Origin of the sequence: Pseudomonas paraeruginosa PA7 (assembly GCF_000017205.1) — a bacterium.
In the GTDB taxonomy this organism is placed as follows: domain Bacteria; phylum Pseudomonadota; class Gammaproteobacteria; order Pseudomonadales; family Pseudomonadaceae; genus Pseudomonas; species Pseudomonas paraeruginosa.
Window position 1 is genome coordinate 2,534,727 of record NC_009656.1, and the last position, 26,340, is coordinate 2,561,066.

Genomic DNA, 26,340 nt, shown 5'->3' on the forward strand with positions numbered 1-26,340 from the left:
CTATGTGTTCAAGCGATGGCTATCATTTCTTCTTCTTGCTCGAGTTCCGCCTGCTCTTTTGCTAGCGCCACGGTCTCTTTCAGCATTGCCTGGATCGCCATGCCAATGGCCCTGGCAAGATAGGGAGGCACAGCGTTGCCAACCTGGGTATAACGTGGACATTCCTTTGTACGCTGGCTGCCCCCAGTCGTGAACTTGCCGCGGAACCTGAACCAATCAGGGAACGACTGCAGTCGCGCAGACTCCCTGACGGTCAATATCCTAGGCTCGCTGTAATGTAGGACGTCATCCGGCAGGGTGGTGATCGTAGGGGCGGGCGTGTTTGCCTGCATTGGGTAGATGCGATGTTTCTTGAGCCCATATTTCTCACGAAGCTTGGCGCTCATGCGTACGCCCTTGGCGCATTCCTTGTCACTGATAATTGCTTGGAACCTATCCCTGACTTCGGCCCGGTGTCTCGCCAGTCGCAAACTGTCAACGTCGCCGACACAGTCCCGGTGCATCAATCGCTGGAAATGAGTTCGGGGGCCGGTATAGCGGATTTCCTCAAACCCTTTGGGGGAGTCGTCGTCACTGCAAGGTCTTGTACCGCGCCCCCTCATCTCTAGGTCCGAAATGGCATCTACGGCACGGACCTGATCGGGAAGGTCGAGGTCTTGCAACTGTTTGCGACGAGCTTCCTCGAGCAGGTCAAACGCTCTGTCCATGCCTCCGACGAGATGATTGGCCAGATCTTGGCGGAGGCCGATCACGATTAGGCGTGGGCGCTTTTGCGGAACCCCGAATAGAGAAGAATCGACAATCTTGCCAAGGACCTGATAACCGATCCTAGTCAGGCTTTCGACCAGCTTGTCATAGTAGGACTGTGGTTTGATCTGTAGTCCTCGCTCCTTCGAAATCTCCTTCACCAGCTCTCGTCCCTTAGTGGCGTGGGCCACCTTCATTCCTGGAACATTTTCCAGAACGAGCGCTGCTGGCTGGATGGCTCTAACCATCTCCACATACTTCTCGAACAGCTTGTTGCGAGGATCGGCCTCCTGTCGTCTCCCTGCGAAGCTGAATCCTTGGCAGGGGGGGCCGCCTGCAAGTACCTGTATTTTTCCTCGCAGGGATGCGAGCTCAGCACCGTGCTGGTCGAGGATGTCATCGATGCCCCAGGCTTGCTTCTCTAGCCAGGAAGGCCAGGCGAATGGAGTGATGGGAACATCCTTCCTCTCAATCAGGTTCGTAGACAACGTCGAGAACGCCATCTTGTCGCGTTCTACGGCGAACACTCCATTCAGCCCTGCGAGCGAAAGGCCCAAGGATAGCCCGCCGCAACCTGCAAATAGGTCGGCAAACTTTAGGGGCTGGTCCAGGGGGGGTAAGGGGGGGAAATTCTCGTTCTGCTTCATGGGCTCCTGCCCAGATGGATCTATGTGGGGGGGAAGGAGCGTCAGCTGTAGTCCAGGACCATTGCTTGTATAGCCTTCAAGGTGTGGGACCTTCGTCTCCATCGAGGCATACTCCGCGCCAATTTGGGCTACATCAGTCTGTTTCCCTTGGGACCGTCGCCTCGCCGGCATTCTCGACGGTTCCCGTCAGTGCGGATAATGGATGCCCAGACAGGCAAACGCAATGCTTTCATGCTTCAGGGACGAGGTGCAGGGCCGAATCTGACATGATTCTATGTTTTTGAATTTCGTCGTGATTCTTGAGATGCGCTGAAAAAACAGGGGCGCTAGCCTCCGCGCTGGGATTAGCCCGCGCTACTTGATTTGCGATCGTCTTGATCGCCCTGAATCTTTATTTAAAAAGGGTGTTTTTGAACATGAATGATGTAAACGCATGGGCTCCTTATCTGAACAATCCACTCACATTGGCGGCATTTGTCGTGCTGGTTGCGGGGCTCGTGCTTCTTGGTATGCCGAAGGCGCAGGCAAGAAATCGGATGCTGAACGCCGTCGCCTTAACCTTTATCGCTGCGGCGATTTCGTCACTGTTGCTGGCTGCTTTCAGTGAATACAAGCGCCACGAGGAACCCACGAAGGTCAATGCGAGCAAGTCGACGCCGCAGGCTCCAGCACCAACGAGCTCGACCAATATCCAGATGGTGCAAGGCTCGAACAATGTGTTGATCAACAAGTTGGAGAGCAGCAATTGACCTGGCCCATCCTGTCCCTGGCATTTGTCCTTGGTTCGGCGGCTGCGTTTGCGAACGAGCAGCCCCCTTTACAGAACTACCAGCTTGTCAGCGGCGACTGCAATGTATTGATCAACAACCCTCAGGGCGGGCCGGTTGAGATGCCCAATGCAACCATCTGCTCAAGCCCCTCTTCATCGAAGAGCTCCGCTGAATCGCTTAGAAAGCTGGAAAGGTTTTTCGAGGCCTCGAACCCGACCGAAGTACATGTTTCGCACGTCAGCATGATGCAGTGGCTTGGGGACTCGGAGAACCACCTGACCTTATCCTTGGACAACACGAGCAACCTGCCGGCCGAAAAGGTCAAAGTGAGAATCCTTGATGCCGTCAAAGCCAACGAGAAAGTATCAAGGACACTGCCCCTTTCACCGAGTCGAGCGATTCCCCAAAAGCTGCTTGATACCCTGACCGTCCCGAGACATGGCTCAATTCAGATCCCAATTGGGCCTGAGTCCGAGCTCGTCATATTGACCAAAAGGCGCGTGACCACTGGCTATGATTTCTTGGGCGTGAGCCTGTCCCCAAACGTACCGGACAGCATCAGGGCTGCATACTTGAGCCGTAAAGGCATAACGCACAACTACCAGCTGGCGATCGAGAGCGCGGGCCTCGGCGTCGAGCTGAAATATGACAACATCTTTGGTGGGAGCAGTACGGTCCTCACGGGACTTTACTTGTTCTACGGCCGCGTCATTGCACACTGACGCGGATCGAGGCGAACCCGGACCGAAGTTACCGACAGGCCAACCAGCATGATTGATAAGCCGGGCAGGTCGATCTTGCGGTTGAAGAATGCAATCTGCCGTTGGAACGGAGATGAGCCGTAGGAAGCGGCCACTATCAGATCCTCGCTTCAGTTCCAGCGCGGATTGCCGATATAGAGTGCTCGAACAACTCGGAGCACGACAGTATGGGCTGGCCGCACATTCGATATCTCATCGGTCTTTATCTCAAGCAGTTTCTTGGAGCGCTGGCGGCGCTGTTGAGCTTGATCTCGGGGATGTTCTGGCATATTTCCGCCAAGCAGCAGCTGGACGCGCTGACGGCTGCTCCAGAAATGGTGGAAAAACTCACCAGACTCTCCATTCAGTTCAACCTCTGGGCCGCTTACTGTGCAGTGTTTGTTGGACTATGCCTTGCTTGCGCCTTGTTCTTTGATGGGATGTCAGACCCTTCGTAAGACATCAAGCTGCCCCCGCCAACTAGGCTACTGCCGGCATGTCCGACATTGCGTCGGCTAATTAGTCGGTTGTCATCCCCGGGTAGGCTTCGATTAGCCGGTCGCGGAATTCCTTCAGGCTTAGTACCGAGACCAGCAGCTCGCGGATGCGGAGCGACGATCGCCAATCGGGGCATTGTTGGAGGCTTTCTGGACTCAGGGACTTTTGCGGGAAATTGTTGAAAGCCGTTAGGTATCGTAGGACATCGGTTGCAGCGAGCGCCCTAGATTGTTTTAGAAAAATCAGTGAGTTGTAGTGGTCAACCCATCCCGGACAGTGGGTTGAGTTTTTCTTCGGCCACCGCAGGCGGTAGCCCGTCGTTGAATTGATGCGGCCTGATCCAGTTGTAGCGGTGCATCAGGTAATGACTGATGTCCCGTTGGGCCTCCTGCGCCGTCAGGTAACCCGTTGACGGGACCCACTCCGACTTCAGACTGCGGAACAGGCGCTCCATCGGCGAGTTATCCCAGCAATTCCCCCGACGGCTCATGCTCTGCTGCATCCGATAGCGCCAGAGCCGTTGCCGAAACAGGCGGCTGGCGTACTGGCTGCCCTGGTCTGAATGAAACAGCACCTGCTGTGGCCTGCCGCGCTGTTCGTAGGCCATGTCCAGGGCCTTGATCACCAACTCGGCATCCGGCTTGGCCGAGAACGCCCAACCGATCACCCGCCGGGTATGCAGATCCAGCACCGCGGCCAGGTAGTGCCAACGGCCTTGCGCCCAGACGTAGGTGATGTCGCCACACCACACCTGATTGGGATGCTCGGTCGCGAATTCGCGGTTCAGCCGATTCGGGATATCCGGCCGCTCAACCGTGGCCTGTTTGTAGGCGTGCGAGCCCGGTTGCTTGCTAACCAGGCCCAGCTCACGCATCAACCGACGCACTCGGAAACGGCCGATGGTCACGCCCTCTTCGCGCAGCATGCCCAGAATGCTGCGGCTGCCGGCCGAGCCCCGACTCTGGCTGAACAACTGGTTGACCTGGCTGCGTAGCGCCACGCGGCGAGCATCGACACGCCGCCGTCGAAGACGGTGGACGTAGTAGCAAGACCGCGCCACATTGAAAGCTGAACAGACCACTTCCACCGACTCCTGCTCACTCAACTGGTCTATCAGCGCGTACGATCGAGTTCGTCCGACATCAAGAGAGCGGTAGCCTTTTTTAATATCGCTTTCTCCCGCTCCAGCCGGTTGATCCGGGCTTCCAGCTCCTGGATCTTTTGCTGCTCAGGCGTCAACGCCTTGCTCTTCGGGGTCACACCCTGGCGCTCCGCCTCGAGCTGCTTCACCCAACGGCGCAAGGCCGAGTCCACCACCCCCAGCGAACGGCAGGCGTCGATATGGCTGTAGCCTTGGTCCAGCACCAAGGCGGCAGCCTCTCGTTTGAACTCGGCGGAAAACGTACGTCGTTGCTTGCTCATCAGACACCTCTCTCACGGCGAGGATTCTCGCCTAAATCGGTGTCCGGGGTCAGTAGACCACTACAGGATGGCTACAAGCCGTAGGACATGCGCCTTGGCAATCCTCACAACCCCCTCTGCCGCACCACCCCCATCTCCTGCTGCTCCTCCTCGCCAATCTCCTTCAACGCCACTTCCCCCACGCCCAGCGCGCGTTCCACGCTGAGTTCGCCGCCCTGGGCGGCGAGCAGGGCCTGGAGGCGTTGGAATTCGCCGCACCAGAGGGTTTCGATGTCGCGGTCGCGCTGGCTGTCGCGGTTGGCGTTGAGGGCGACGGCGCGCAGTTGCAGGCGGCCGTTGTCGGCCTTGCCGCCGACTTCCAGGCCGTAGCCGGGGGTGGCGGGTTTGCGCAGGACGACCCTGCCGGTCTGCGCCCAGGCGGTGGCCATGCCTTCGCGGACTTCGTAGCCGAGGCTGGCGAGGCCCTGGAGCACGGCCTGGCGGCGGGCGAGGGCGGCCTGTTGCTGGAGGTGGGCGGTGAGGATGGCGTTGCATCGCTCGGTGAGTTCGGCGAGGTGCTGCGGATCGCTGTCGGGCTGGCAGGCGGCGGCGCGCCGGAGCAGTTCTTCGTGTTCGGCGGCGCCCAGGGCGGCGACTTCGCTGGCGAGGTCTTGCAGGTGTTCCAGGCGTTGGCGTTGCTGCCGGTGTTCGCGGGCGGCCTGGGCGAGGTCGAGGACCAGGCTGTCGAGCAGCAGGTTGCGGCGCTCCGGGTGCTGTTCGGCTTCGGCGCGTGCCAGTCGCTCGAGGAACGCTTGGGCGCTGGCCTCGCCTTGCAGCAGTTGCAGCTCGGCGATGTGCCGGTCGATGCCCGCCAGGCGCTGTTCGCGCGGGGCGTCCGGTTGCTGGCGGGCGCGCCACTGTTCCAGGGTGATGGGTGTTTCGTCGGTCTTCAGGCGCTGGGCGAGTTCGTGCTGGGCTTCGCTGAGGCGTTCTTCGGCGGGGGCGCTGGCGAGGGCGGCGAAGCCCTGGGCGAGCAGGGCTTCCGCGTCGTCGCGGAGGGCGCCGTCGGCCAGCGCTTGCAGCGTTTGCCGGAATGCCGCGCTGGCGGCATCGGGCCTGGCGTCGAGGGCCTGGAGCAGGGCGCTGGCGTTTTCCTGGAGGCGGCGGCGTTGCTGGCGGGTTTCCGCGGCCTGGCGGATGGCGCGCTCTTCGCGTTCGGCGAGGTCGCGCTTGAGGAATTCGCTTTCGATCTTCACCTGCAATTGCACGTCCAGCCAGCGCTCCTGTTCGAGCAGGGCATGCAGGCTGGCGCGGCGGGCGTGGGCGGCGGCGCGCTCGGCGTCGCTGAGCTGGGCGAGCCGGCGGGCCTGGTTTTCCCAGCGCGCGAGGGCCTTGTCCAGGCGTTGCAGGTCGCGCTCGCAGGTGGCGATGGCTTCTTCCCGGGTGACGATTCGTACGACTTTCGGTCCGCTCATTGGGAGGCCTCCGCTGCTGCCGTGGGATGGGTTTCCGCGCTGGGCGCCAGGGCTTTCTCGATGGCGGCGCGCAGCCGTGCGCGTTCGTTGTCGCCGTCGTGGTACCAGCCCTGGGAGGAAACCCGGTGGAGGTGCGGGATCGCCCGTCGCAGCACCGAGGGTCGCCAGATTTCCCGGGCGCGGGCGCGTTCCAGCAGCGGGTGGCAGGGGGCGTCGCATTCGATGCCGATGGCATAGAGGCCGGTGGCCGGGTTCTCGATGGCGAAGTCGAGGCCGAAGGCGTCGCCTTCGCTGGCGGGCGCGGCGGACCAGCCCAGCGAGCGGATGTACTCGCCGACGATCTCGCTGAAGCCGTCGTGCCGCTGGTAGTGCTGGCGGCGCTGGTCGCTGCGGTCGGTGTGCAGGCGCTCGAGCAGTTGGCCGGTGCCGGCGAATTCGCCGGCGGACAGTGCGCGGGCGTATTCCAGGTAGCCTTGCAGGTAGTCGCGCGGGCTGCTCGGCGAGCGCTGGGTGCCGAGCATGTCGGAGATGTCGCCGATCGGCATCGAGGTGATCATCACCACCTTGCGCCGCGCGCGGGTCACCGCCACGTTGAGACGGCGCTCGCCGCCGGTCTGCCCGAGCACGCCGAAGTTGCGCCGGAAGCTGCCCTGGCCGTTGCGACCGAAGGTGGAGGAGAAGACGATCACGTCGCGCTCGTCGCCCTGCACGTTCTCCACGTTCTTCACGAACACGCCCATGTCCTCGCCGTCTTCGCTGCGCTCGCGCTCCTCGCTGTAGGCGGCGCGGAACGTCTCGTCCTGCTCGGCGCGCAGTTCCAGGCGCTCCTCGATGAGGTCGGCCTGCTTGCGGTTGAAGGTGACCACGCCCACCGACGGCCGCGCCGCGTAGGGCTGGCGCCAGAGTTCGGCGAGGTAGTCGACGACTCGCTCGGCCTCGCGCTCGTTGCTCTGGTTCTGGTACAGGCCGTTCACCTGGATCAGTTCCAGCGGCTTGATGCGCAGGATGTTGGCCTGCGGATGGCGTACCGGCACGCTCAGGCGGTTGCCGTAGAACGAGGCGTTGGAGAAGCCGATCAGCTCGCGGTAGGCCGAGCGGTAGTGGATCTGCAGGGTGGTGCTGGGCAGGGCGTTGCGCGCCAGTTGCAGGAGGTCCGGGCAGTCCTTGATCTCGCGGCGGTTCCAGGTGTCCTCGTAGGCTTCGCGCTGCTCCTCGTCGGCGTCCTCGTCGGGTGCTTCGCCGTCGAACAGTTCGGCCTCGTCGCTTTCCACGCGGCTGGAGAAGAACGCGGTCGGCGGCATCTGCTTCTCGTCGCCGCTGACCACCGTGACCCGCCCGCGATAGAGGGTCGGCAGGGCGAACTCCACCGGCATCTGCGAGGCTTCGTCGTAGATCACCATGTCGAACAGCCCGGCCTTGAGCGGCAGCACGCGGCTGGCCAGGTCGGGGTTCATCAGCCAGACCGGGCGCAGGCTCATCAGACCGAGTTCGGCGCCCAGCTCGATGAACTCGCGCAGGCGCCGCGAGCGCTTGCCGGTCAGGCGGGTGACGTCTTCCCACTGCTTGCGGCTGCCCAGGCGCGCGACGTCGATGCCCTTGCCGAGCAGTTCGCGGTTCAGCGCGCGCATCTGCACGTCGGCTTCGGCGAGGCTGGCGACCCTGGCCCTGGCTTCGTCCTGGCTGAACAGCAGTTCCGGGTTGGCTTGTTCCAGGCGCTGCTTCCAGCCCAGCCGTGCTTCGCGGTTGAGCATGCGGCGCACCGTGGCTTCGAGTGCTTCGGCGGGAATCGCGTCGAGTCGTTCCTGGCGCTGGCGCAGCAGGGCCAGGAATTCCAGGTCGGTGACTTCGAGCTGGCCGGCGCGGCCACGGAAGCGCTGGTAGGCGACCAGTTGCGGCAGCGCCTCGCGCAGGCGGCCGAGGGCCGGCAGGTTGCTCTGGTTGCCGGCGATGGCGCGGTGCAGCTGTTCCTGCAGTTCGTCGCCGAGCCAGTCGGCGAGCACCTTCAGTTTGTCCAGGCTGAGCTGGCGTGCGGCCTGGCGGATCAGCGCGGCGTCGAGGTCGCCGAGCAGCGCTTCGAAGCGCTGTTTCTCGCCGGTGAGGATCACCGCGTCGAGCTGCTCGGCGCGCGGCGCCTGGGCCAGGCCGCGAGCCAGGGCCTGGATTTCGCGCAGCTGCTGGCTGGCGTGGCCGGCCAGGCTGGCCAGTTCCGGGCCGGCATCGGTGGCGACTGTCGCCAGCCCCAGGCTCTGGTGCAGCGCCCCCAGTTGCCGGCGCAGCGGCCGCCACTGGCGCTCCAGACCGCAGGCGCCGAGGAGGGCGGCCAGGCGGCTGTCGTCGTCGGCCTCGCCGTGCTCGCGCAGGAAGCGCCGCAGGCGGCCGCGCCGCAGCAGGCGCAGCGGGTTGAGCCGGGCCAGCCAGGTGCGTGCCTCGAGCACCTGGCGGGCGTGGACCTGGAAGCGTTCGAGGTTGTTCTCTTCGAGCATGGCGAGGGCCGGCGACAGCAGCGGCGCATGCCGTTCGAGGTCGAGCTGGCGCAGTTGCCGTTCGATCTGCTCGGCCTCCGCCAACAGGCCGTCGCCACGGCTCGGCTGTCCTGGCGCGGCGTCGCGGAACAGCGGCAGCCAGTGGGCCAGGCGCTGGCGTTGCTCCTCGCGCAAGTTCAGCAGGGTACCGACCTGGCTTGCCAGCCAGGCGCGGTAGGGCGTCGGGTCGTCGACCTCGAAGCTCGCCGGGTGTTCGTCGAGGGCTTTCTGCCGGGCGTTCTCCGCTTCGCCGAAGGCGCGCAGGCTGTCGGCGAAGGCTTGCAGGGTGGCCTGGTCGGTGGCGAAGGCGCGCAGTTGCGCCAGCGGGCTGCCTTCGTAGCGGGCCGGCAGCCAGAGGCGGACCAGCGGCGCGCAGTTTTCCTCCAGGCGCGCCAGGCTACCGATGTCCAGCGTCGCCAGGCGCTGGCGCAGGGCCGGGAAGTCCAGCGGCGGCGAACCTTTCTCCAGCTCGATCAGTTCGCCGAGCAGGCGCCGGTAGCTCAGCCCGGTGGCCTCGTCCACGCGGTGCAGGCTCTGGTGGTAGCGGTCCAGTTCGCCTTCCAGCGCCTCGATACGCGCCGCCAGGCGCTCGCGCTGGCGCTCCCAGCCCTGGGCGCCGCCGGCGTCGGCGAACAGCGCTTCGAGCTGCTCGCGGATGTTGCGGATCACCGGTTCGCGGTCGCGGTTGACGTCGTTGAGCATGACGATGCGCTGGCCCAGGCCCTCGGCCACCAGGCGCTTGTGCACCACTTCCAGGGCGGCGTGCTTCTGGCAGACGATCAGCAGGCTGCGCTGGCGGCCGATGGCGTCGGCGACCATGTTGACGATGGTCTGGCTCTTGCCGGTGCCGGGCGGGCCCTCCACCAGCAGCCCCGGGCTCTGCCGGGCCTGCAACACGGCGGCCTCCTGGGACGGGTCGCTGGCCACGGTGAAGTAGCGCTGCAACTCCGGCGGGCTCTCGCGGGCTTCCGGCTCGCCGTTCTCGCGCAGGCGCAGCGCGGTCTCCAGGCCGGTGCCGGAGGGCGGCAGGCTCTTCAGCTGGCGCAGGTCTTCGCCGATCGCCTGGCCCATGAAGGTGACGTGGAACAGCACCGCGGCGCAGGCCAGTTGGTCCTGGTAGGGCGTGACCTCGGTCGAACTCGGCGGCAATCCTTCCAGCACCCGCGCGCGCGGCGTGGCGAGCAGGCCGAAGGCATCCATCACGTCGGCGGCGCGCAGCGCGGAGCGGCCGAGCAGTTCGTCGGCGACCTTGCGCCAGCGCTTGCACGGCTCGGGGCCGAGCAGGCTTTCCAGGGCCGGGTTGAGGCGCACTTCCTCGCGCTCGCCGTCGAAGGCCAGCGCCACCTGGCCGCGGCTGCCGACTTCCAGTTGCAGCTTCAGCGGCCACAGCAGCAGCGGCACGATGCGCGTGCGGGTGGTGCCGCGCGGGTCGCGGTTGAGCAGGAAGGGGAAGCCCAGGTAGAGGCCGTCGATGCCGGTGTCGCGCTTGTACAGCGAGCTTTGCCGGGACAGCGCGTTGAGCCGCACTTCCAGTTGCGGGTTGGCGAGGAAGCTGTCCGGGTCGAGGCTCACCGCGCGGGCGTTGCGTTGCAGCAGGTGGTCGAGCAGGGCGGCGGCGGGGCGGCGCGCGCTGTGCAGTTCGTTGAGGTCGATGCGTGGAGTGCTCTTGCCGATGCTCATGCGCACCAGCGGCCCGCGCATCACCGCGGCGACCACTTTCTTCTCGAAGAAATCGAGGATCTGCGACACGTACTGCTGCTTCTGCGGTTCCAGCCACTGTTCCGGCGGGATCGCCAGCAGCACCAGAACCCTCGCCAACGGCATGCGCCGCTCCAGGCGGAACTGCTCGGCCCATTCGTCGACCCTGGGCACGCCGCTGCGGGCGAAGCCGCTGATGCGTTCGTCGACGCGGCGGTACAGCTCCTGCCGCGAGTGCTGCAACAGGCCGCGCGCGGTCTCCGCGTCGAACAGGTGCACATCGGTGTCCCGGGCCAGGCCGGCGGCTTCCTCGACGATCGCCTCGGCGGCACGGAACTGGCCGATGTTGGCGCCGAGCAGGACGATCAGGTCTTCCTCGGCGATCACCCGGCGCTCGGCCAGGGCCAGCAGGCCGGGGTGCTCGGTGTCCGGCAGGAGGCGCTGGCGCTCCTGCCACTGCGCGGCGAGGCGCGCCCGCGAGGTCGACAGCAGGTAGATGCGCAACTGTTCTTCGGCGAGTTCGATGTGCTGGTGCAGGGCGCGCTGGCGGACGTTCTCGGCGCGGGTCTTGAGCCTCGACAGCCAGCTTTCGGTGTGTAACTGTTCGAGCAGGTCGGGCACCGAGCCGCTGATCAGCCGGTAGCCCTCCAGCGGATGCTCCAGCAGCCAGCCGGGGGTGACGATCTCGCCGCGCTGGATCAGCGGGATTTCCGGGTTCAGCAGCTTGAGCGCCAGCATCAGCCGGAAGTCGTCCTCCAGCCCCTCGTGCTGGGCCACCTGGCGCAGGCCGGCGAGCAGCCTGGGCGACAGGCCGATGTGCTCGGCCCAGGTGACGATCGCCCCGCGCAGCAGGTGGTCGAGGGCCTCCGCCCAGTGCTCGGCTTGGGCCGCGGCCAGGGCGAAGACCGTCGGCTTACGGAAGCGCCGGGCGCCGAGGGCGATGCTGGCGCCTTCGGCGTCGTCCTTTTCGCTGTCCGCCGAGGCCGGCGCGTCCACCGCCTCGCCGTTCAGCCAGGCCTGTACCTGCGGCCACTGCCAGCGCTGGTGGCGGTCGCGCGCGAGCAGGCCGCGCAGCAGCAGGTGCAACTGCGGGTCGAGGTCGTCGGGCAGCGCCACGCCGTTGGCCAGCACGTGGATCAGGAAGGCGTTGGCGTTGACGCCTTCGAAGCAGGCGCCGCGGGTCAACTGCTCCAGCAGGATCATGCCCAGGCTCCACCAGTCGGAAGCCGCCGCCACGCCGCCGGCGATCGCCTCGGGGGCCATGTAGCGGCTGGTCTCCAGCGGCGAGACGATATCCAGGTCGAACTCCGACAGGCGCGCCGAGCCGAAGCCGCTGATCACCAGGTCCAGCGGCTCGTGGCTGCGCACCAGCAGGCTGGCCGGGCGCAGGTCGCGGTGGCGCAGGCCGGCCTCGTTGAACACGTGCAGGGCGTGGCCCAGCTCGCGGACCACGTGGCGCACCGCCTCGCGGTCCTCCAGCACGGTGCCGAGGTCGGCGAGGCTGCCGCCGGTGAGTTCCTCGACCACTTCGTAGGCGCGCTCGTCCCAGCGGCCGGTGGCGAGGATTTCCGGCACGTGTTCGCGCGGCAGGCGGCGGATCACGTCGTAGATCGCCGGGTCCGGCTCGGCACCCGGGCGATACAGGGTGAGCACCGCCTGGCGGGCGCTTTCCGCATGTTCGGCCAGGTAGCGCTCGCGCACGCCGTCGCTGCTGGCGATCTGCCGCAGCAGACGCCAGCCGTCGATCAGGGTTTCCGTGACGGCGGGCTGCGGCGTGGCCTCGGCCTGCATCGGCAGCGGGCCTTCGGCCGGCGCGGCGCCGCACTCCAGGCACATCAGGTCGCCGGGTTGCAGCGGGTGGCCGTTGGCGCAGAGCGGGGCGGACGCCGCTGGCGGCTCGCTGGCGGGCGGCGCGATGGCTTCCTGGGTCAGCACCGGCTGTGGTCGCCAGCCGGCGGGATGGATGGCTTCGGCGGAAAGGTCCCAGCCGCAGGGCTGGCCCTGGATCGAGCCTTCGCAGAAGATTTCCGAAAGCGAGCGTTCGCTCTGGCAGTTGGGGCAGAAACGTATCATCGGTATCGATCCATTCAGCGCGGCCGATGGGCGCTGACGCTAAGTTGGTGGCCCTGTTCGCGCAGCAGGTCCTGTAGCCGCAGCAGGTCGTCGCGGCGCGGGATGCCGGCCATCCACACGCTGCCGTCGTGGTCGAACATCAGGTCGAGGGCCTTGTCGTCTTCGCGCAGTGGCCGCTGGTAGCCGCCGAGGCGCGCGCGGCCGAGTTCGGTGAGCAGGCTCAGGCGCTGGTTGTCGCTGCCGCGCAGGGCCAGGCTCTGTCCGGCGTGCTGTTGGTAGGGGTCGCTGATCAGCGCGTCGATCAGCCCGGCGGCCTGTTCCAGTTGCGCGTGCAGATGCTCCAGCGGGTAGCCGCTGTAGACCAGGATGTCGGCGCGGCTGCGCTGGCGCAGTTCGCCGAGCAGGGCGAGGAGGGCGTCGAACTGCTCGAAGGGTTCGCCGCCGGAGACGGTGATGCCCTCGGCCTGCTCCAGCCATGGCTGGATGTCGGCGAGCAGGCGTGCCAGGGCGATGCGTCGCCTGCCCGGCCCCCAGGTATCGGCGGAGATGCAGCCGGGGCAGCGGATGCTACAGCCCTGGAACCAGATGCCCAGGCGCCGTCCCGGGCCCAGGGTGGTCACCGGGAAATGCACCCGCGACAGGCTCAGTTCCATCTCAGCGGCGTTCCAGGGTCAGGCCGTCGGCGTCCAGGGCGCTGATCAGGAAGCGCTCGCCCGGCTGCGCGTCCTGGTCGAACAGCGCCCGCGACAACGGGTTGAGCAGGCGTGCTTCGAGCTGGTTGCGGATGCCGCGGCCGCCGTTGGACAGGTCGCCCAGGCAGAGATCGTGCAGCGCTTGGCGCGGCGCCTCGGCCAGTTCGATGACGAGGCGCTGTTCGCGGAGGTCGGTGAAGGTGCCGTCGACCATCTGGGTGAAGATCTGCTCGGCGACGTCGGCGCGGATGAAGTCGAAGACGATGATGTTCTCGCCGATCCGGTTGAGGATTTCCGGGCGGTTGAGAACCAGCTTGAAGTAGCGCTCGATCTCGCCGTGGACCTTGCCCTGCACCGCCTCGAAGGGCTCGCCGGGGAGCACGTTGGCGACCCGTTCGCCGTTTTCACCCTGGCGGTAGATGCCCAGGTTCGAGGTGAACACGATCAGCGCCTCGGAGAAGTACACGCGATCGCCGCGCCCGGAAGTGAGCACGCCGTCGTCGAGGATCTGCAGGAACTTGTCGAGGATCCGCGGGTGGGCTTTCTCGATCTCGTCGAAGAGCACCACGCTGAACGGTTTTTCGCGGATCGCGTTGGTCAGTTCGCCGCCGACGTCGTAGCCGACGTAGCCGGGCGGCGCGCCGATCAGGCGCTGGTCGGCGTGCTCGGCGCTGAACTCGGACATGTCGAAGCGGATGTAGGCGCTCTCGTCGCCGAACAGCAGGCTGGTGACGGTCTTCGCCAGTTCGGTCTTGCCGACCCCGGTGGGCCCGGCGAGGAAGGCCACGCCGCGCGGGCGGTTGCCCTTGCGGCTGGCGCCGACCCCGGTCATCGCGCGCTTGACGATGTCCAGCAGGTGGGTCACCGCGTGCTGCTGGCCCTTGACCCGGCGGCGGACGAATTCATCGGCCTGGCGGATGCGCTGGCGGTCGATCTTCAGCCAAGGGTCTTCGGTGACGCCGACCTTGTAGCGCCGCACGGCGTCGGCGATGCGTTCCATGGCCAGGCCTTCCACGCGCGCCAGCTGGACGATGGCGTTGAGATCGAGGAGCAGCAGGCCTTCGGTGTTCTCGACGAAGGTTGCGGCGGCCTGTTGCAGGGCCTCCTCGGCGACGCCCGCGCCGCCGAGCCCGCGGAGCAGCGCCGGGGCCAGGGCCCGGCGCGCCGCCTGGTCGGGCTTCGACACCGGGATATGGCGCAGGCGCGGGTTGTCCACCAGCAGCCAGTCGGGCAGGTCGCCTTCCTTTTCCACCACCCACAGCACGCTGTTGAAGAACGGTTTGCGCTGTTCCCCGGCGGGACGGCTGCGGGCCTGGTGGGAGAGCACCAGGGCCTGGGTGAACAACTGATGCTCGGCGGCGCTCAGGGCGTCGTTGCGCACCGCCAGGCGCGAGGCGAAGTCGACGATCAGGGCGATCGGCTCGCCGCTACGGTTGACCAGGCGTTGCAGGGTCGCGCCGAGCAGGTCGATGCCGGCTGGCGCGGCGCCGTCCACCGGGGTCAGGCCGAGGTCGAGGAGAACCTGCGCAGTGGCGTCCGCCTCGCTGCCCGGCCGGCCGAGCACGCGGAACCCGGCCAGCGGGTCCCAGGCCAGCACCTGGGCGTAGCCGGCGTCCAGCAGGGCGTCGCAGAGGGTCTGGTTGAAGCTCTGCGCGGTGACCGTACCCGGCAGCACTTCGCAGGCTTGCAGGTCGCGGATGTTCCCGGAGAGGACGAATTGGCTCTTGAGGGGCAGGAAGCGCAGGAGGTCGCGCAACCAGCGTGGCTTTTCGAACAGTGCAGTCCCTGGCATCGGTAGTCGCTCACAGCGTGTGTCGTGGCGCACAGCATATTGCCCTGGAGGGGGTGTCTCCAAGCCTGTCGTCAGCGGCGGCGACGGAACCGGCCGGCCTGCCTTGCCCCGGGGCGAACGACGCGGCAAGCGTTGTCCGCCGATATACCGCGGTATCGGCGGATAACCGCGTGGCGGTTACTCACCTGTGTCCCGGCGCGACATCGGCAAGCCCACGGCGCTGGGCGCTGAAACAATTGCACGCGCAAATTCATCCTGGCACCGGCTTGGCACTCCGGGTGGCGTCGTTCATGCTGGAACGCAACTTTCCCATGGATACCGAACCCATGAAGTTCCTGCCGCCCCTGCTGTTGTTATTCCCGCTTTGCGCGCTCGCCGACGACAAGGACTACGACCAGTGCATTCTCGACAACCAGCGCATGGCGAAGAGTGGGGTGGCGGTGCACTTCATCACCCAGGCCTGTGACAAGTTGTATAACGACGGTTCCTTCCTGCTGTCGCGGGAGAAGGTTTATTACGAGTGTCTGCTGGAGAACCTGCCGGGGGTGGAGAACAATCTGGCGGCACAGAAGATCAGGAGCGCCTGCGAATCGAAGTCGCAGGATTGATGTAGCGGAGAAGAGAAGTGCTGCGTGGGGTTTCCGACGGCATCGGCGGGATGCCGTCGGGAAAACCGGCTTAGCGTTGCAGCCAGGATTCGACGGTATCGGAACCGTACTGTTCTTTCCAGGCTTTCAGGACCTTGTGGTTGCCGCCCTTGGTCTCGACGACTTCGCCGTTGTTCGGGTTCTTGTAGACCTTCAGGGCGCGGGCGCGGCGCTGCGGGGCGGCGCTGACGGCGACCGGGGTCTTGGGGTCGAGGATGGCGATGATGTTGTGCAGGGTCATGCCGTACTTGTCCATCAAAGCCTGCAACTTGTCCTTGAATTCCAGTTCCTGCTTCAGGCTGCTGTCGCTTTTCAGCTTTTCCAGCAGGGCCAGTTGCTCCTGAAGTTTGCGCTCTGCCTCGCGGAACTCGGCAAGTTTGGACATTCGTTTCACTCCCGTTCTAAAAATATGGTGCTGGGTTTTGGTGCGTTTATAGTGGTTTTACGGACTTTCCGTGTCCGCGGCAAAGGATAAGTCTTTAGCCACCGGAAGAACAATATAGGCAGGCGTTTTTATTGACTAACGGAGTATTCGACCGCGTTTCCGGATGTTTTCCGGGAACAATGTGAAACCTTTATGTCCGTGGGGATACTGCACGAAAAAAAGTGGCGCTGTGCGGCGAAGGTGGCCCCGGCTTGCGCGGGGCCTGTCATAGGGCGGGTGGCGGAAGAGCGGCGAAAGTGCCGGGCGAATCAGTCGCCGCGATATTCGCAACCGCTGGTACAAGTTTCGTGTACGCGGACCTTGGACAATTCCGGCAACAGCGGCTTGAGTTGTTGCCAGATCCAGCGGCAGAGGTTTTCGCTGGTGGGATTCTCCAGGCCGGGAATATCGTTCAGATAGTTGTGGTCGAGTTGCTCGTAGATCGGCTTGAAGATCGCCTTGATTTCCGCGAAGTCGCGGATCCAGCCGGTATGTGGGTCGACCTCGCCCTCGATATGGATGGCGACACGGAACGAGTGGCCGTGCAGGCGCCCGCACTTGTGGCCTTCGGGGACGTGCGGCAGGCGATGGGCGGATTCGAAGGTGAATTCTTTGAAGAGTTCCACTGTATTGCGCTCTGGATCGGGGTTGCCGGGCAACCGGAATGGGGTCGCCATGGTAACAGGTTTGCACGCCGGGCCCGGTCCGCTCCGACCGGGCGGTCGTTCACCTGAGTTGTAGGCGCCTGGCCAGGCGCGCCAGGTTGGCGCGGTCCAGGCCCAGTTCGCGCGCGGCCGAGGCCCAGTTGCCCTGGTGGTGGGCCAGGCAGTCCTGGATCAGGCGGCGCTGGTAGGCATCCGTGGCTTCGCGCAGGGTCTGCCCGGCGGGCGCCGGCGCGGTCTGCGGCGTGGCGGTTGGCGGCGCGCTCGCGGTAGCCTGCTCGGGCAGGTCGAGGTCGCGGCGCTGCAGGGTAATGATCCGCGCCCGCTCGGGGTTGTGGCCGAGGGCCTTGAGCGCGGCGCGGCCGACCAGGTGCTCCAGCTCGCGCACGTTGCCCGGCCAGCGGTAGTCGAGGAGGGCGGCCTGGGCCTCGTGGTCCAGACGCAGGCTGCGCAGGCCGAGGCGCGGTCGGTTTTCCTCGAGGAAGTAGCCGGCCAGCAGGAGGATGTCGCGGCCGCGCTCGCGCAGCGGCGGCACGCGCAATGGATAGACACTGAGGCGGTGGTAGAGGTCGGCGCGGAAGCGCCCGGCGCGCACTTCCTCGGCCAGGTCGCGGTTGGTGGCGGCGATCAGGCGCACGTCGACGCGGTGCTCGCGGTCGGAGCCGACCCGCTGCAACTGCCCGCTCTGCAATACCCGCAGCAGCTTGGCCTGGACCGCCAGCGGCAGTTCGCCGACCTCGTCGAGGAACAGGCTGCCGCCGTCGGCCAGTTCGAACTTGCCGCGCCGCTCGTTGACCGCGCCGGAGAAGGCGCCGCGCACGTGGCCGAACAGCTCGCTCTCCACCAGCGTCTCGGGCAGGGCGGCGCAGTTCAGGCTGATCATCGGCTTGCCGCTGCGCGGGGAATGGCGATGGATGGACTGCGCCACCAGTTCCTTGCCGACTCCGGTCTCGCCGGTGATCAGCACGCTGAGCTCGCTGTTGCCGACCAGGCGGATCTCTTCCAGCAACGCTTTGTGCGCCGCGCTCTGGCCGATCATTTCCCGCGGCCGTTCGCCGGCGGCCTCGAGGTAGGCCTCGGCGCGCTGGTGCTCGTCCTCGGCGCGGCGGGTCAGGTCGCGCATCCGCTCGCTGGCCTTGACCGTGGCGGCGGCGAGGCTGGCGAAGGCTTCCAGGGTGTCCAGGTCGGCGCTGGCGAAGCGCGACGGGTCGAGGGTGTCCAGGGTCAGCAGGCCCCAGGGCTGATCGTCGAGGTACAGTGGGCAGCCGAGGCAGTCGTGGATCTCCAGATGGCCGTGGAGGCCTTCCACCAGTCCGTCGTAGGGGTCGGGAAGGCCGCAGTCGGCGGGGAAGCGGGTCGGTCCGCGTCGTTCGAGCAGGGCCGCCAGGCGTGGGTGTTCACCGACCCGGAAGCGTCGCCCGAGGGTGTCCGGGCTGAGGCCGTCCACCGCCAGCGGGATCAGCTGTTCGCCATCCAGGCGCAGCAGCGCGGTGGCGTCGCAGGGCAGCAGGTCGCGCAGGGCGTGGAGCAGGCGGCGGTAGCGTTCGTCTTCCGGGAGGTCGCGGGACAGGTCGGCGACCAGCGGAATCAGCGTGGCAAGCAAGGGGTTGGTGGTCATTTCGACCTCGTGTAGTCCTAATGACTCTGAATGGTTGCGGTCATTATGACCCACGAGAGCCCGCCAGGCCCATGAAATCTGATAATCAGTGTTGGCACGCTTCCTGAAATGCTTCGAGGTGAAACAAAACCTTGCCTGCGTCAGGAGTCACCCATGCTGTCCAATGCCCAACGTGCAATCATCAAGGCCACCGTACCGCTGCTCGAGACTGGCGGCGAAGCGCTGATCACCCATTTCTACCGGACCATGCTCGGCGAGTATCCCGAGGTGCGCCCGCTGTTCAACCAGGCCCACCAGGCCAGCGGCGACCAGCCGCGGGCGCTGGCCAACGGCGTGCTGATGTACGCCAGGCACATCGACCAGTTGCAGGAGCTCGGGCCGCTGGTGGCCAAGGTGGTCAACAAGCATGTCTCGCTGCAGGTCCTGCCCGAGCACTATCCGATCGTCGGCAACTGCCTGTTGCGGGCGATCCGCGAGGTGCTCGGCGAGGAAGTCGCCACCGACGAGGTGATCGAAGCCTGGGGCGCGGCCTACCAGCAACTGGCCGACCTGCTGATCGAGGCAGAGGAGTCGGTCTACGCCGCCAGCGCCCAGGCCGAGGGCGGCTGGCGCGGCGTGCGGCGCTTCCGGGTGGCGCGCAAGCAGGCGGAAAGCGAGGAAATCACCTCGTTCTACCTGCAGCCGGTGGATGGCCAGCCGCTGCTGGCGTTCCAGCCGGGGCAGTACATCGGCCTGCGCCTGGACATCGACGGCGAGGAAGTGCGCCGCAACTACTCGCTGTCCGCCGCCAGCAACGGCCGCGAGTACCGCATCAGCGTCAAGCGCGAGCAGGGCGGGCGGGTGTCCAACTACCTGCATGACCGGGTCGCCGAGGGCGACGAGCTGGACCTGTTCCCGCCGGCCGGCGATTTCGTCCTGCGCGACAGCGACAAGCCGCTGGTGCTGATCACCGCCGGCGTCGGCATCACCCCGGCGCTGGCGATGCTCCAGGAGGCGCTGCCGAAGGCGCGGCCGATCCGCTTCATCCACTGCGCCCGGCATGGCGGCGTGCATGCCTTCCGCGACTGGGTCGAGGACGTGTCGGCGCGGCACGCGCAGGTCGAGCACTTCTTCTGCTACAGCGAGCCGCGCGCCGGCGACCGCGCCGACGCAGAAGGCCTGTTGAGCCGCGAGAAGCTGGCCGACTGGCTGCCGCAGGAGCGCGACCTGGATGCCTACTTCCTCGGGCCCAAGCCGTTCATGGCCCAGGTCAAGCGGCACCTGGCCGACCTCGGGGTACCCTCGCAGCAATGCCACTACGAGTTCTTCGGCCCGGCCGCCGCGCTGGATGCCTGAAGCGACAGGCCGGCGCAGCGGGCGCCGGCCCCTTTCGGAAAAAGGAGATCGAGATGAACGCTCTGTTCGATTGTCCGCGGCAGGTGCTGCGGATCGGTCACGGTCTGCTGGCGGCCGGCCTGGCGCTGCTCGTCGCCGGCGTGACCGCCGCCTATTTCCTCGACCATTACCTGAACCTGCCGGCGCTGGTGTTCTCCCATGCGCTGGTGATCCTCGGCCCGACCCTGCTGAAGATCGGCTACGTGATGCGCCTGACCGCCTTGTTCCGCATGCGGCGTCCCGGTTGGGAGGTTTGCTGTGCAAGTGCTTGAGCGTTCCCGGTTGATGGCCATCGCGCCGCTCTGGCGCCTGGGCTTCCGTCCGTTCTTCCTCGGCGGCGCGCTGTTCGCGGTGCTCGCCATCGCGCTCTGGCTGGCAGCGCTGGCCGGGCTCTGGAGCGGCTGGCAACCGGTCGGCGGCTGGCTGGCCTGGCACCGCCACGAAATGCTCTTCGGCTTCGGCGTGGCGATCATCGCCGGCTTTCTCCTGACCGCCGTGCAGACCTGGACCGGCGTGCCCGGCCTGCAAGGCAAACCCCTGGCCCTGCTCGCCGGGCTCTGGCTGGCGGCGCGCCTGGCCTGGCTATTCGATGCGCCGCTGGCGCTGCTGCTGGTGCTGCAACTGAGCTTCCTGCCGCTGCTGGCCTGGGCCATCGGCCGCAGCCTGTGGCGGGTGCGGCAGAAGCGCAATTACCCGGTGGTGGGCCTGTTGCTGCTGCTGACCCTGGCCGACGCGCTGGTCCTGTTCGGCCTGTTCGAGGGCAACGACGACTGGCAAAGGCGCGCCTCCATCGCCGCGCTGTGGCTGATCGCCGGGATGATGAACCTGATCGGCGGGCGGGTGATCCCGTTCTTCACCCAGCGCGGCCTTGGCCGCCCGCGGCAGGTGCCGGCGCTCGCCTGGCTGGACAACGGGATCCTGCTCGGCTGCGTGCTGGTCGCGCTGCTCACCGCCGCCGGCGCCACGGTCCGGCCGACGCCCTGGCTGGCGGCGCTGTTCGCCGCGCTCGGTGGCGCGCAGCTGTGGCGCCTGTGGCGCTGGCGCGACCGGGGCATCTGGCGGGTGCCGCTGCTCTGGTCGCTGCACCTGGCGTACTTCTGGATCGCCGTGGCGCCGCTCGGCCTCGCGCTCTGGAGCCTGGGCCTGGCACTGTCGCCGAGCCAGGCGCTGCACGCGCTGGCGGTAGGCGGCATGGGCGGGTTGATCCTGGCGATGCTGGCACGGGTCACTCTCGGCCATACCGGTCGCGCGCTGCAACCGCCGGCAGCGATGCCCTGGGCTTTCGCCCTGCTCAATCTCGGCTGCGCGGCGCGGGTGATCCTGCCCAGCCTGCTGCCGGCGAACTGGGCGCTGCCCTTGGCGGGCGGGCTGTGGGCGCTGGCGTTCCTGCTGTTCGCCTGGTTCTATGCGCCGATGCTGTGGCGGCCGCGGGTCGATGGCCATCCGGGTTGATCAGGGCGCCTGGCGCAGACGCCGTAGCTCCTGGTTCAGCCAGCCGGCGGAGTCGCGCGTTCGCCCGGCGCAGCGCACCTGGTAGGACTTGCCGCTGAGGCTGCTGCGGGTCGCGGCGCGTTCGATGAAGTCCTCGCTGCTGGCGACCAGGTCCTTGCGCTCCAGGTAGTCGAGTTTCTTCTGCAGGTGGGCGCGGGCTTCGCCGGCGGGGTATTCGCTGCCGTTGCGGATGAAGGTGCAGCCGCTGCCTTCAACAAAGCTCAGCAAGCGGCCGATCTCCCGGCTCGCCTGCGGGGAGGGCGTGGCCAGCGCCGGCAGGCTCGCGGCCAGCAAGCAGCAGGCGGCGCAGGTAGTCCGCCAGGCAATCGTGAAAGCGCGCATCGTTCCAGTACTCCATGTGGCTCAACGGGGTGTGCCGCTTGTACCAGGGGCCGACCGGCAGGGCGAGGTCCTGGTCGACCACCGTGGCGTAGTTCTGCAGCGGCCGCAGTGGATAGCCGAGTGGATCGGCCGGGGCATAGACGTTCAGCCAGCGCGCCTGCTGGCGCATGGCCGGGGTCAGGCAATGGCCGGGAAAGCGGATCGGACAGACTTTTTCGTAGGCGAAGGTGAACAGCGGGATGTTGCAGCCGAAGGTCACCAGCCCGGCCAGGGTCTCCAGACCGAGGAAGGGATCGATCGAACAGCTCGGCGTGCGGTTGAGCTTCTGCTGGTCCCAGATGAAGTTGGAGACGATGTGCCCGCCCAGCGAGTGGGCGAGGATCACCAGCGGCGTCTGCGGTCCGACCTTCGCGCGCAGGGCCATGATCCCGCTGCGCACGTGCTGGTGGACCTGCTGGTAGGTGGTGTCGTAGGCGGCGCTGACCTTGCGGTAGCCGCTGGCGTCGCCGAGGAACAGCGTCACCGCCCGGCGCAGCCAGCGCCAGCCCAGCGGTTCACGCTCTATGCGCTTGAGGTAGTCCAGTTCGCGGGCGTCCAGCACGCTGGCCCAGTACAGGCTCTGGAAGGCCACCTCGCCGGCCTCCGCGCCGAGACGTCGGCGCAGCGCCGCTACCAGTTCGCGGGCGTAGCTGTGCAGGCCGTCCTCGTCGCGGCTGTCGGGTTGGTCGCCGATGCCGTGGATCAGCGCTACGGCCAGTTTCATGCGGGATCCTTCTCGTCGGTGGCGGCTCAGACCAGCGCTTGCAGGCGTTCGCCGAGCCGGCCGCCGTCGACCAGTTCGAGGAATTCGTCGCCGAGCCTGCGGCTTTCCGCCATCGCCTGGCGCCAGTAGCGCTCGCGGCCGTCATCGTCGCCGAGGTAGCGGGTGAAATCCTTGCGGTCCGGCAGCTTGGCGTGCGGCAGGCGCGCCAGGTACTCGCGCGACGGCGCCAGCAGCAACACGTCCTGCAGGCGCCCGGCGTCGCCGCGGCGCCAGGGCAGGCCCTTGTCGAACCAGCCGGGGATCACCTTGTCGGTGAAGTGCGGGTAGAGCACCACGCCGCGGTCCTCGTAGGGCAGGTCGAGATGGTAGTCGAGCAGGCCGCCGTCGCGGTAGGTGCCGGGGCCGGCGCCGGGAAGGTCGCGGACGCCTTCCATGACCATCGGGATCGAGCCGGAGGCGAGCAGCGCCTGGCGCAGGTTGCCGCCGTCCAGGTGCAGGTAGCGCGAGGGGAAGTCGCTCAGTGCGGCCAGCGGCGGCGCCTGGCGGGCGTCGTGCAGGATGACCCGTTCGAAGTGCCGGTGCAGGTGGCGGCGGCCGATCAGGTTGTCGCGGATCACCGAGGACAGCCCCAGGCCGAGGCTGGCCTTGTGGTCGTGGGCGAGGCGTCCGTGGCTCTTCACCACCACCACGTTGAGGCGGTACAGCGGGTTGTCGAGGATCCGCGCGTCCTGGCCGGCGAGCAGGTCGTCGAGCATCGTCGCGCACTTGCGCGAGACCTCGGCGATGCTCACACCCTTCGGGAAGCGCTGCCGGGTGTACAGCTCGCCGAGGCGGGTGAGGCCGGCCACGGCGTCGGGCAGGCAGGCGCTGGCGAAGCGCCAGGAACCGATGGAGGCGCCGATCAGCGAGCGTTCGCGCGGCGCGCGCGGCAGCCACTCGCCGAAGATCGCCAGGTCCAGTCCCTGGATGCCCAGCGCCTTCGGCCCGCCGGCGGCGCCGGGGACGATGCCGACGTCGGCCGGCTGCAGGCCGCGCTCGCGGATGCGGGCGAGGGCGCGGCGTCCGGCCTTGAGGGTGAGGGCGGGGGACTTGATCTGGATGGCTGGCATGCTGGTCTTCTCCCGTGTGGACCGGCGATTATAGGACGAGTTGTCGCACGGCCAAGCGCTTTCGAGCCCCATCGCAGAGGCTTTCCGTTACCCTATGGCGCGCCTGGCCAGGTCCGCGCGGCAAATTCAGCTTCAATTAAGAGCGCCCGGTTAATCTGCAACCGTCGAAAGCAACACCTATCCCACGGAGAGATTCCCATGAAGAAACTGACTGCCCTGTTCGCCGCCACCGCCATCGCCCTGACTGCCGGCCTGGCCCAGGCCCGCGACCTCGGCCCGGACGAGGCGCTGAAGCTGCGTGACGCGGGGACCATCAAGTCCTTCGAAGAGCTGAACAAGAACGCCATCGCCAAGCACCCGGGCTCGAGCGTGCACGACACCGAGCTGGAAGAGGAATACGGCCGCTACATCTACCAGGTCGAGCTGCGCGATCCGCAGGGCGTGAAGTGGGACCTGGAGCTGGATGCCGCCACCGGCGCCGTGCTCAAGGACCACCAGGACGACTGATGAAGTGGCTCATGCGCTACGCCGGGATCGTCGCACTGGTCCTGGCGGTCGTCAGCCTCGAGGCGATGGCGCGCGACCTGGACCAGGACGAGGTCCTGCGCCTGCGCCAGGACGGTGTGATACAGCCGCTCGAATCGCTCATGCAGGAAGCCCTGGGGCGCTACCCCGGGGCGCGCCTGCTGGAGGTCGAGCTGGAAGAGGAAGACGACGTCTACGTCTACGAGGTGGAGCTGCTCACCCGCGACGGCGTCGTCCGTGAACTGGAACTGGATGCCCGCAACGGTCGCATCCTGAAGGACGAGGAAGACGACTGATGCGGTTGCTGCTGGTTGAGGATCACGTTCCGCTGGCCGACGAACTGCTGGCCAGCCTGGGCCGCCAGGGTTACGCGGTGGACTGGCTGGCCGACGGCCGCGACGCGGCGCTGCAGGGCGCCAGCGAACCCTACGACCTGATCATCCTCGACCTCGGCCTGCCTGGCCGCCCCGGCCTGGAGATCCTCCGGGAATGGCGCGGCCTGGGCCTCGCCACCCCGGTGCTGATCCTCACCGCGCGCGGTTCCTGGGCCGAGCGCATCGACGGGCTCAAGGCCGGCGCCGACGACTACCTGACCAAGCCGTTCCATCCGGAAGAACTGGCCCTGCGCATCCAGGCCCTGTTGCGCCGCGCCCACGGCCTGGCCAACCAGAGCCAGCTGGAGGCCGCCGGGCTCAGCCTCGACGAGCAGCGCCAGTGCGTGTGCCTGAACGGTGCCGACGTCGACCTGACCGCCGCCGAATTCCGCCTGCTGCGCTATTTCATGCTGCACCCCGGCCAGGTCCTGTCCAAGGGACACCTGGCCGAGCATCTGTACGATGGCGAGACCGAACGCGATTCCAACGTCATCGAGGTCCACGTCAACCACCTGCGGCGCAAGCTCGGTCGCGAGGTGATCGAGACCCGCCGTGGGCAGGGCTACCGCTACGCCGGGGTGGCCGGCGGATGAGGTCGATCCAGCGGCGCCTGAGCGTCGGCCTGTTCGCGGTGCTGCTGGTGGTCGGCCTGGCCCTCGCGCAGACCGGCCTGTGGCTGTTCGACCAGGGCCTGCGGCGTTACTTCGCCGGCAACCTGCGCGAAGAGGCGGAGAACCTGCTGGTGGCCATGGTGCGCGGACCGAACGGCATGCAACTGGACGAACGACGCCTCAACCCGGCGTTCCAGCGCCCGTATTCCGGGCGCTATTTCATCATCGAACTGGAAAAGGACACCTGGCGCTCACGCTCCCTGTGGGACAGCGAGCTGGAGGTGCCGCACAAGAAAGGGCTGGTGAAGGGCCTGGTCGATGGGCCCGAGTCGCAGCGACTGCTGGTGTTCCGCGGCCACTACAAGCGCATGGGGCAGAAACTGCGGATCGTCGTGGCGCAGGACTACACGCCGATCCTGCAAAGCTTCGCCCGCGTGCAGTGGCTGGGCTTGGGCGCCGGCGCGGTGGCGCTGCTGCTGGTATTGCTGTTGCAGCGCCTGACCGTGCGTCGTTCGCTGCGTCCGCTGGAGCAGGTGCGCCTGCAGATCGCCCAGCTGCAGCAGGGCCAGCGCAGCCAGCTGGACAGCCAGGTGCCCGAGGAGCTGGAGCCGCTGGTGGAGCAGATCAACCACCTGCTGAGCCACACCGAGGACACCCTGAAGCGCTCGCGCAACGCCCTGGGCAACCTCGGCCATGCCCTGAAGACGCCGCTGGCGGTGCTGGTCAGCCTCGCCGAGCGCGAGGAGATGGCGCGCCAGCCGGAGTTGCGGCAGGTCCTGCGCGAACAATTGGAGCAGATCCAGCAGCGCCTGGGGCGCGAGTTGGGCAAGGCGCGCCTGGTCGGCGAAGCGCTGCCCGGCGCTCACTTCGATTGCGCCGAGGAGTTGCCGTCGCTGTGCGACACCCTGCGCCTGATCCACGGCCCGCACCTGCGGGTGGCCTGGAGCGCGCCGCCGGGGTTGCGCCTGCCGTGGGACCGCGAGGATCTGCTGGAGATGCTCGGCAACCTGCTGGACAACGCCTGCAAATGGGCCGACAGCGAGGTGCGCCTGGCCATCGAGCAGGGCGATGGGATCGCCCGCTTGCGGGTCGACGACGACGGCCCCGGCATTCTTCCGGATCAGCGCCAGGCGGTGCTGGAGCGCGGCACCCGGCTCGACGAGCAGGTCAGCGGCCATGGCCTCGGCCTGGGCATCGCCCGCGATATCGCCGAGGCCTGCGGCGGCCGCCTGGGCCTCGAGGACAGCCCGCTGGGCGGTCTGCGGGTGAGCGTCGAGTTGCCGTTGCAGAAGGGCTCGCGTGCGCGGGCTTAACAGTTCTTCACCATTTGCCGACAGTCCCGGCA

22 protein-coding genes and 1 pseudogene are annotated in these 26,340 nt (G+C 66.9%); 11 read left to right on the top strand and 12 right to left on the bottom strand.

Features of this window, described 5'->3' with window-relative positions; all coding sequences use genetic code 11:
- Positions 1–8 precede the first annotated feature (8 nt).
- Complete coding sequence (locus tag PSPA7_RS12065) at positions 9–1,394, bottom strand: DNA cytosine methyltransferase (RefSeq protein ID WP_041025332.1); 1,386 nt, start codon at positions 1,392–1,394, stop codon at positions 9–11.
- A 416-nt stretch (positions 1,395–1,810) separates the two neighbouring features.
- Between PSPA7_RS12065 and PSPA7_RS32415 the strand changes: the two genes are divergently transcribed.
- The 3 genes from PSPA7_RS32415 to PSPA7_RS12080 all read left to right on the top strand — a co-directional run bounded on the left by PSPA7_RS32415 (position 1,811) and on the right by PSPA7_RS12080 (position 3,362).
- Positions 1,811–2,143, top strand: a complete 333-nt coding sequence (locus tag PSPA7_RS32415) for a hypothetical protein (protein ID WP_171941862.1) — start codon at positions 1,811–1,813, stop codon at positions 2,141–2,143.
- Positions 2,140–2,886, top strand: a complete 747-nt coding sequence (locus PSPA7_RS12075) for a hypothetical protein (protein ID WP_041025333.1) — start codon at positions 2,140–2,142, stop codon at positions 2,884–2,886. The genes PSPA7_RS32415 and PSPA7_RS12075 overlap by 4 nt, the downstream gene beginning before the upstream one ends.
- 206 nt (positions 2,887–3,092) lie before the next feature.
- Entirely contained in the window at positions 3,093–3,362 is a 270-nt protein-coding gene (locus PSPA7_RS12080; protein WP_012075411.1) for a hypothetical protein, read from the top strand.
- 299 nt (positions 3,363–3,661) lie between these two features.
- Here the strand turns inward: PSPA7_RS12080 and PSPA7_RS12085 are convergent.
- The 5 genes and pseudogenes from PSPA7_RS12085 to PSPA7_RS12110 form a co-directional block, all read right to left on the bottom strand.
- Positions 3,662–4,824 (bottom strand): IS3-like element IS222 family transposase gene (locus PSPA7_RS12085; RefSeq protein WP_086008389.1). Its coding sequence is split into 2 segments (ribosomal slippage): positions 3,662–4,569 and positions 4,569–4,824, totalling 1,164 coding nucleotides; the frame shifts between segments, so codons are not numbered across the junction.
- Positions 4,825–4,928: 104 nt separating this feature from the next.
- Positions 4,929–6,278 carry a coiled-coil domain-containing protein gene (locus tag PSPA7_RS12095; protein WP_012075412.1) on the bottom strand — a complete coding sequence of 450 codons (1,350 nt, stop codon included), beginning with the start codon at positions 6,276–6,278 and terminating at the stop codon, positions 4,929–4,931.
- On the bottom strand, positions 6,275–12,571 hold the full coding sequence (locus PSPA7_RS12100; protein ID WP_012075413.1) for an AAA domain-containing protein: 6,297 nt from the start codon (positions 12,569–12,571) through the stop codon (positions 6,275–6,277). Before PSPA7_RS12100 ends, PSPA7_RS12095 begins: the two co-directional genes overlap by 4 nt.
- Positions 12,572–12,585: 14 nt before the next feature.
- The gene (locus PSPA7_RS12105) at positions 12,586–13,224 is read right to left on the bottom strand and encodes a 4Fe-4S single cluster domain-containing protein (protein ID WP_012075414.1); all 639 of its coding nucleotides are present in this window, start codon (positions 13,222–13,224) and stop codon (positions 12,586–12,588) included.
- Position 13,225: 1 nt separating this feature from the next.
- Positions 13,226–15,095: pseudogene (locus PSPA7_RS12110) on the bottom strand (AAA family ATPase).
- Between the two features lie 271 nt (positions 15,096–15,366).
- Here PSPA7_RS12110 and PSPA7_RS12115 point away from each other — a divergent pair.
- Positions 15,367–15,663, top strand: coding sequence for a VF_A0006 family four-cysteine protein (locus tag PSPA7_RS12115; RefSeq protein WP_033996709.1), 297 nt, complete (start codon positions 15,367–15,369; stop codon positions 15,661–15,663).
- A gap of 70 nt (positions 15,664–15,733) precedes the next feature.
- On the opposite strand, the gene mvaU is transcribed toward PSPA7_RS12115, so the two are convergent.
- The 3 genes from mvaU to norR all read right to left on the bottom strand — a co-directional run bounded on the left by mvaU (position 15,734) and on the right by norR (position 18,406).
- Positions 15,734–16,087, bottom strand: a complete 354-nt coding sequence (gene mvaU / locus PSPA7_RS12120) for a histone-like nucleoid-structuring protein MvaU (protein WP_012075416.1) — start codon at positions 16,085–16,087, stop codon at positions 15,734–15,736.
- A 308-nt stretch (positions 16,088–16,395) separates the two neighbouring features.
- Positions 16,396–16,752, bottom strand: coding sequence for a 6-carboxytetrahydropterin synthase QueD (gene queD / locus PSPA7_RS12125; protein ID WP_003090505.1), 357 nt, complete (start codon positions 16,750–16,752; stop codon positions 16,396–16,398).
- A gap of 100 nt (positions 16,753–16,852) precedes the next feature.
- Complete coding sequence (gene norR, locus PSPA7_RS12130; RefSeq protein ID WP_012075417.1) at positions 16,853–18,406, bottom strand: nitric oxide reductase transcriptional regulator NorR; 1,554 nt, start codon at positions 18,404–18,406, stop codon at positions 16,853–16,855.
- Positions 18,407–18,559: 153 nt separating this feature from the next.
- On the opposite strand from norR, the gene hmpA reads away from it, so the two are divergent.
- From hmpA to PSPA7_RS12145, 3 genes are read left to right on the top strand one after another with little or no spacing between them, the layout of a single operon-like run.
- Positions 18,560–19,741: an NO-inducible flavohemoprotein gene (hmpA, locus tag PSPA7_RS12135; RefSeq protein ID WP_012075418.1), complete on the top strand. Its 1,182-nt coding sequence runs from the start codon at positions 18,560–18,562 to the stop codon at positions 19,739–19,741.
- A gap of 53 nt (positions 19,742–19,794) precedes the next feature.
- The gene (gene ppyR / locus PSPA7_RS12140; protein ID WP_003157851.1) at positions 19,795–20,052 is read left to right on the top strand and encodes a psl/pyoverdine operon transcriptional regulator PpyR; all 258 of its coding nucleotides are present in this window, start codon (positions 19,795–19,797) and stop codon (positions 20,050–20,052) included.
- Positions 20,039–21,232 (top strand): NnrS family protein, encoded by a 1,194-nt coding sequence (locus tag PSPA7_RS12145; protein ID WP_033996698.1) that lies wholly within the window; start codon positions 20,039–20,041, stop codon positions 21,230–21,232. Before ppyR ends, PSPA7_RS12145 begins: the two co-directional genes overlap by 14 nt.
- Here PSPA7_RS12145 and PSPA7_RS12150 read toward each other — a convergent pair whose 3' ends face one another.
- From PSPA7_RS12150 to PSPA7_RS12160, 3 genes are read right to left on the bottom strand one after another with little or no spacing between them, the layout of a single operon-like run.
- Entirely contained in the window at positions 21,233–21,499 is a 267-nt protein-coding gene (locus PSPA7_RS12150; RefSeq protein WP_012075420.1) for a DUF5329 family protein, read from the bottom strand.
- Positions 21,483–22,376: a hypothetical protein gene (locus PSPA7_RS12155; RefSeq protein ID WP_012075421.1), complete on the bottom strand. Its 894-nt coding sequence runs from the start codon at positions 22,374–22,376 to the stop codon at positions 21,483–21,485. The genes PSPA7_RS12150 and PSPA7_RS12155 overlap by 17 nt, the downstream gene beginning before the upstream one ends.
- 26 nt (positions 22,377–22,402) lie before the next feature.
- Positions 22,403–23,485 (bottom strand): patatin-like phospholipase domain-containing protein, encoded by a 1,083-nt coding sequence (locus PSPA7_RS12160; RefSeq protein WP_012075422.1) that lies wholly within the window; start codon positions 23,483–23,485, stop codon positions 22,403–22,405.
- 198 nt (positions 23,486–23,683) lie between these two features.
- Between PSPA7_RS12160 and PSPA7_RS12165 the strand changes: the two genes are divergently transcribed.
- From PSPA7_RS12165 to carS, 4 genes are read left to right on the top strand one after another with little or no spacing between them, the layout of a single operon-like run.
- Positions 23,684–23,992 carry a PepSY domain-containing protein gene (locus PSPA7_RS12165; RefSeq protein WP_003090497.1) on the top strand — a complete coding sequence of 103 codons (309 nt, stop codon included), beginning with the start codon at positions 23,684–23,686 and terminating at the stop codon, positions 23,990–23,992.
- Complete coding sequence (locus PSPA7_RS12170) at positions 23,992–24,306, top strand: PepSY domain-containing protein (RefSeq protein ID WP_033996695.1); 315 nt, start codon at positions 23,992–23,994, stop codon at positions 24,304–24,306. The genes PSPA7_RS12165 and PSPA7_RS12170 overlap by 1 nt, the downstream gene beginning before the upstream one ends.
- The gene (gene carR, locus PSPA7_RS12175; RefSeq protein WP_012075424.1) at positions 24,306–24,977 is read left to right on the top strand and encodes a two-component system response regulator CarR; all 672 of its coding nucleotides are present in this window, start codon (positions 24,306–24,308) and stop codon (positions 24,975–24,977) included. Before PSPA7_RS12170 ends, carR begins: the two co-directional genes overlap by 1 nt.
- The gene (gene carS, locus PSPA7_RS12180; protein WP_012075425.1) at positions 24,974–26,308 is read left to right on the top strand and encodes a two-component system sensor histidine kinase CarS; all 1,335 of its coding nucleotides are present in this window, start codon (positions 24,974–24,976) and stop codon (positions 26,306–26,308) included. The genes carR and carS overlap by 4 nt, the downstream gene beginning before the upstream one ends.
- Positions 26,309–26,340: the final 32 nt, after the last annotated feature.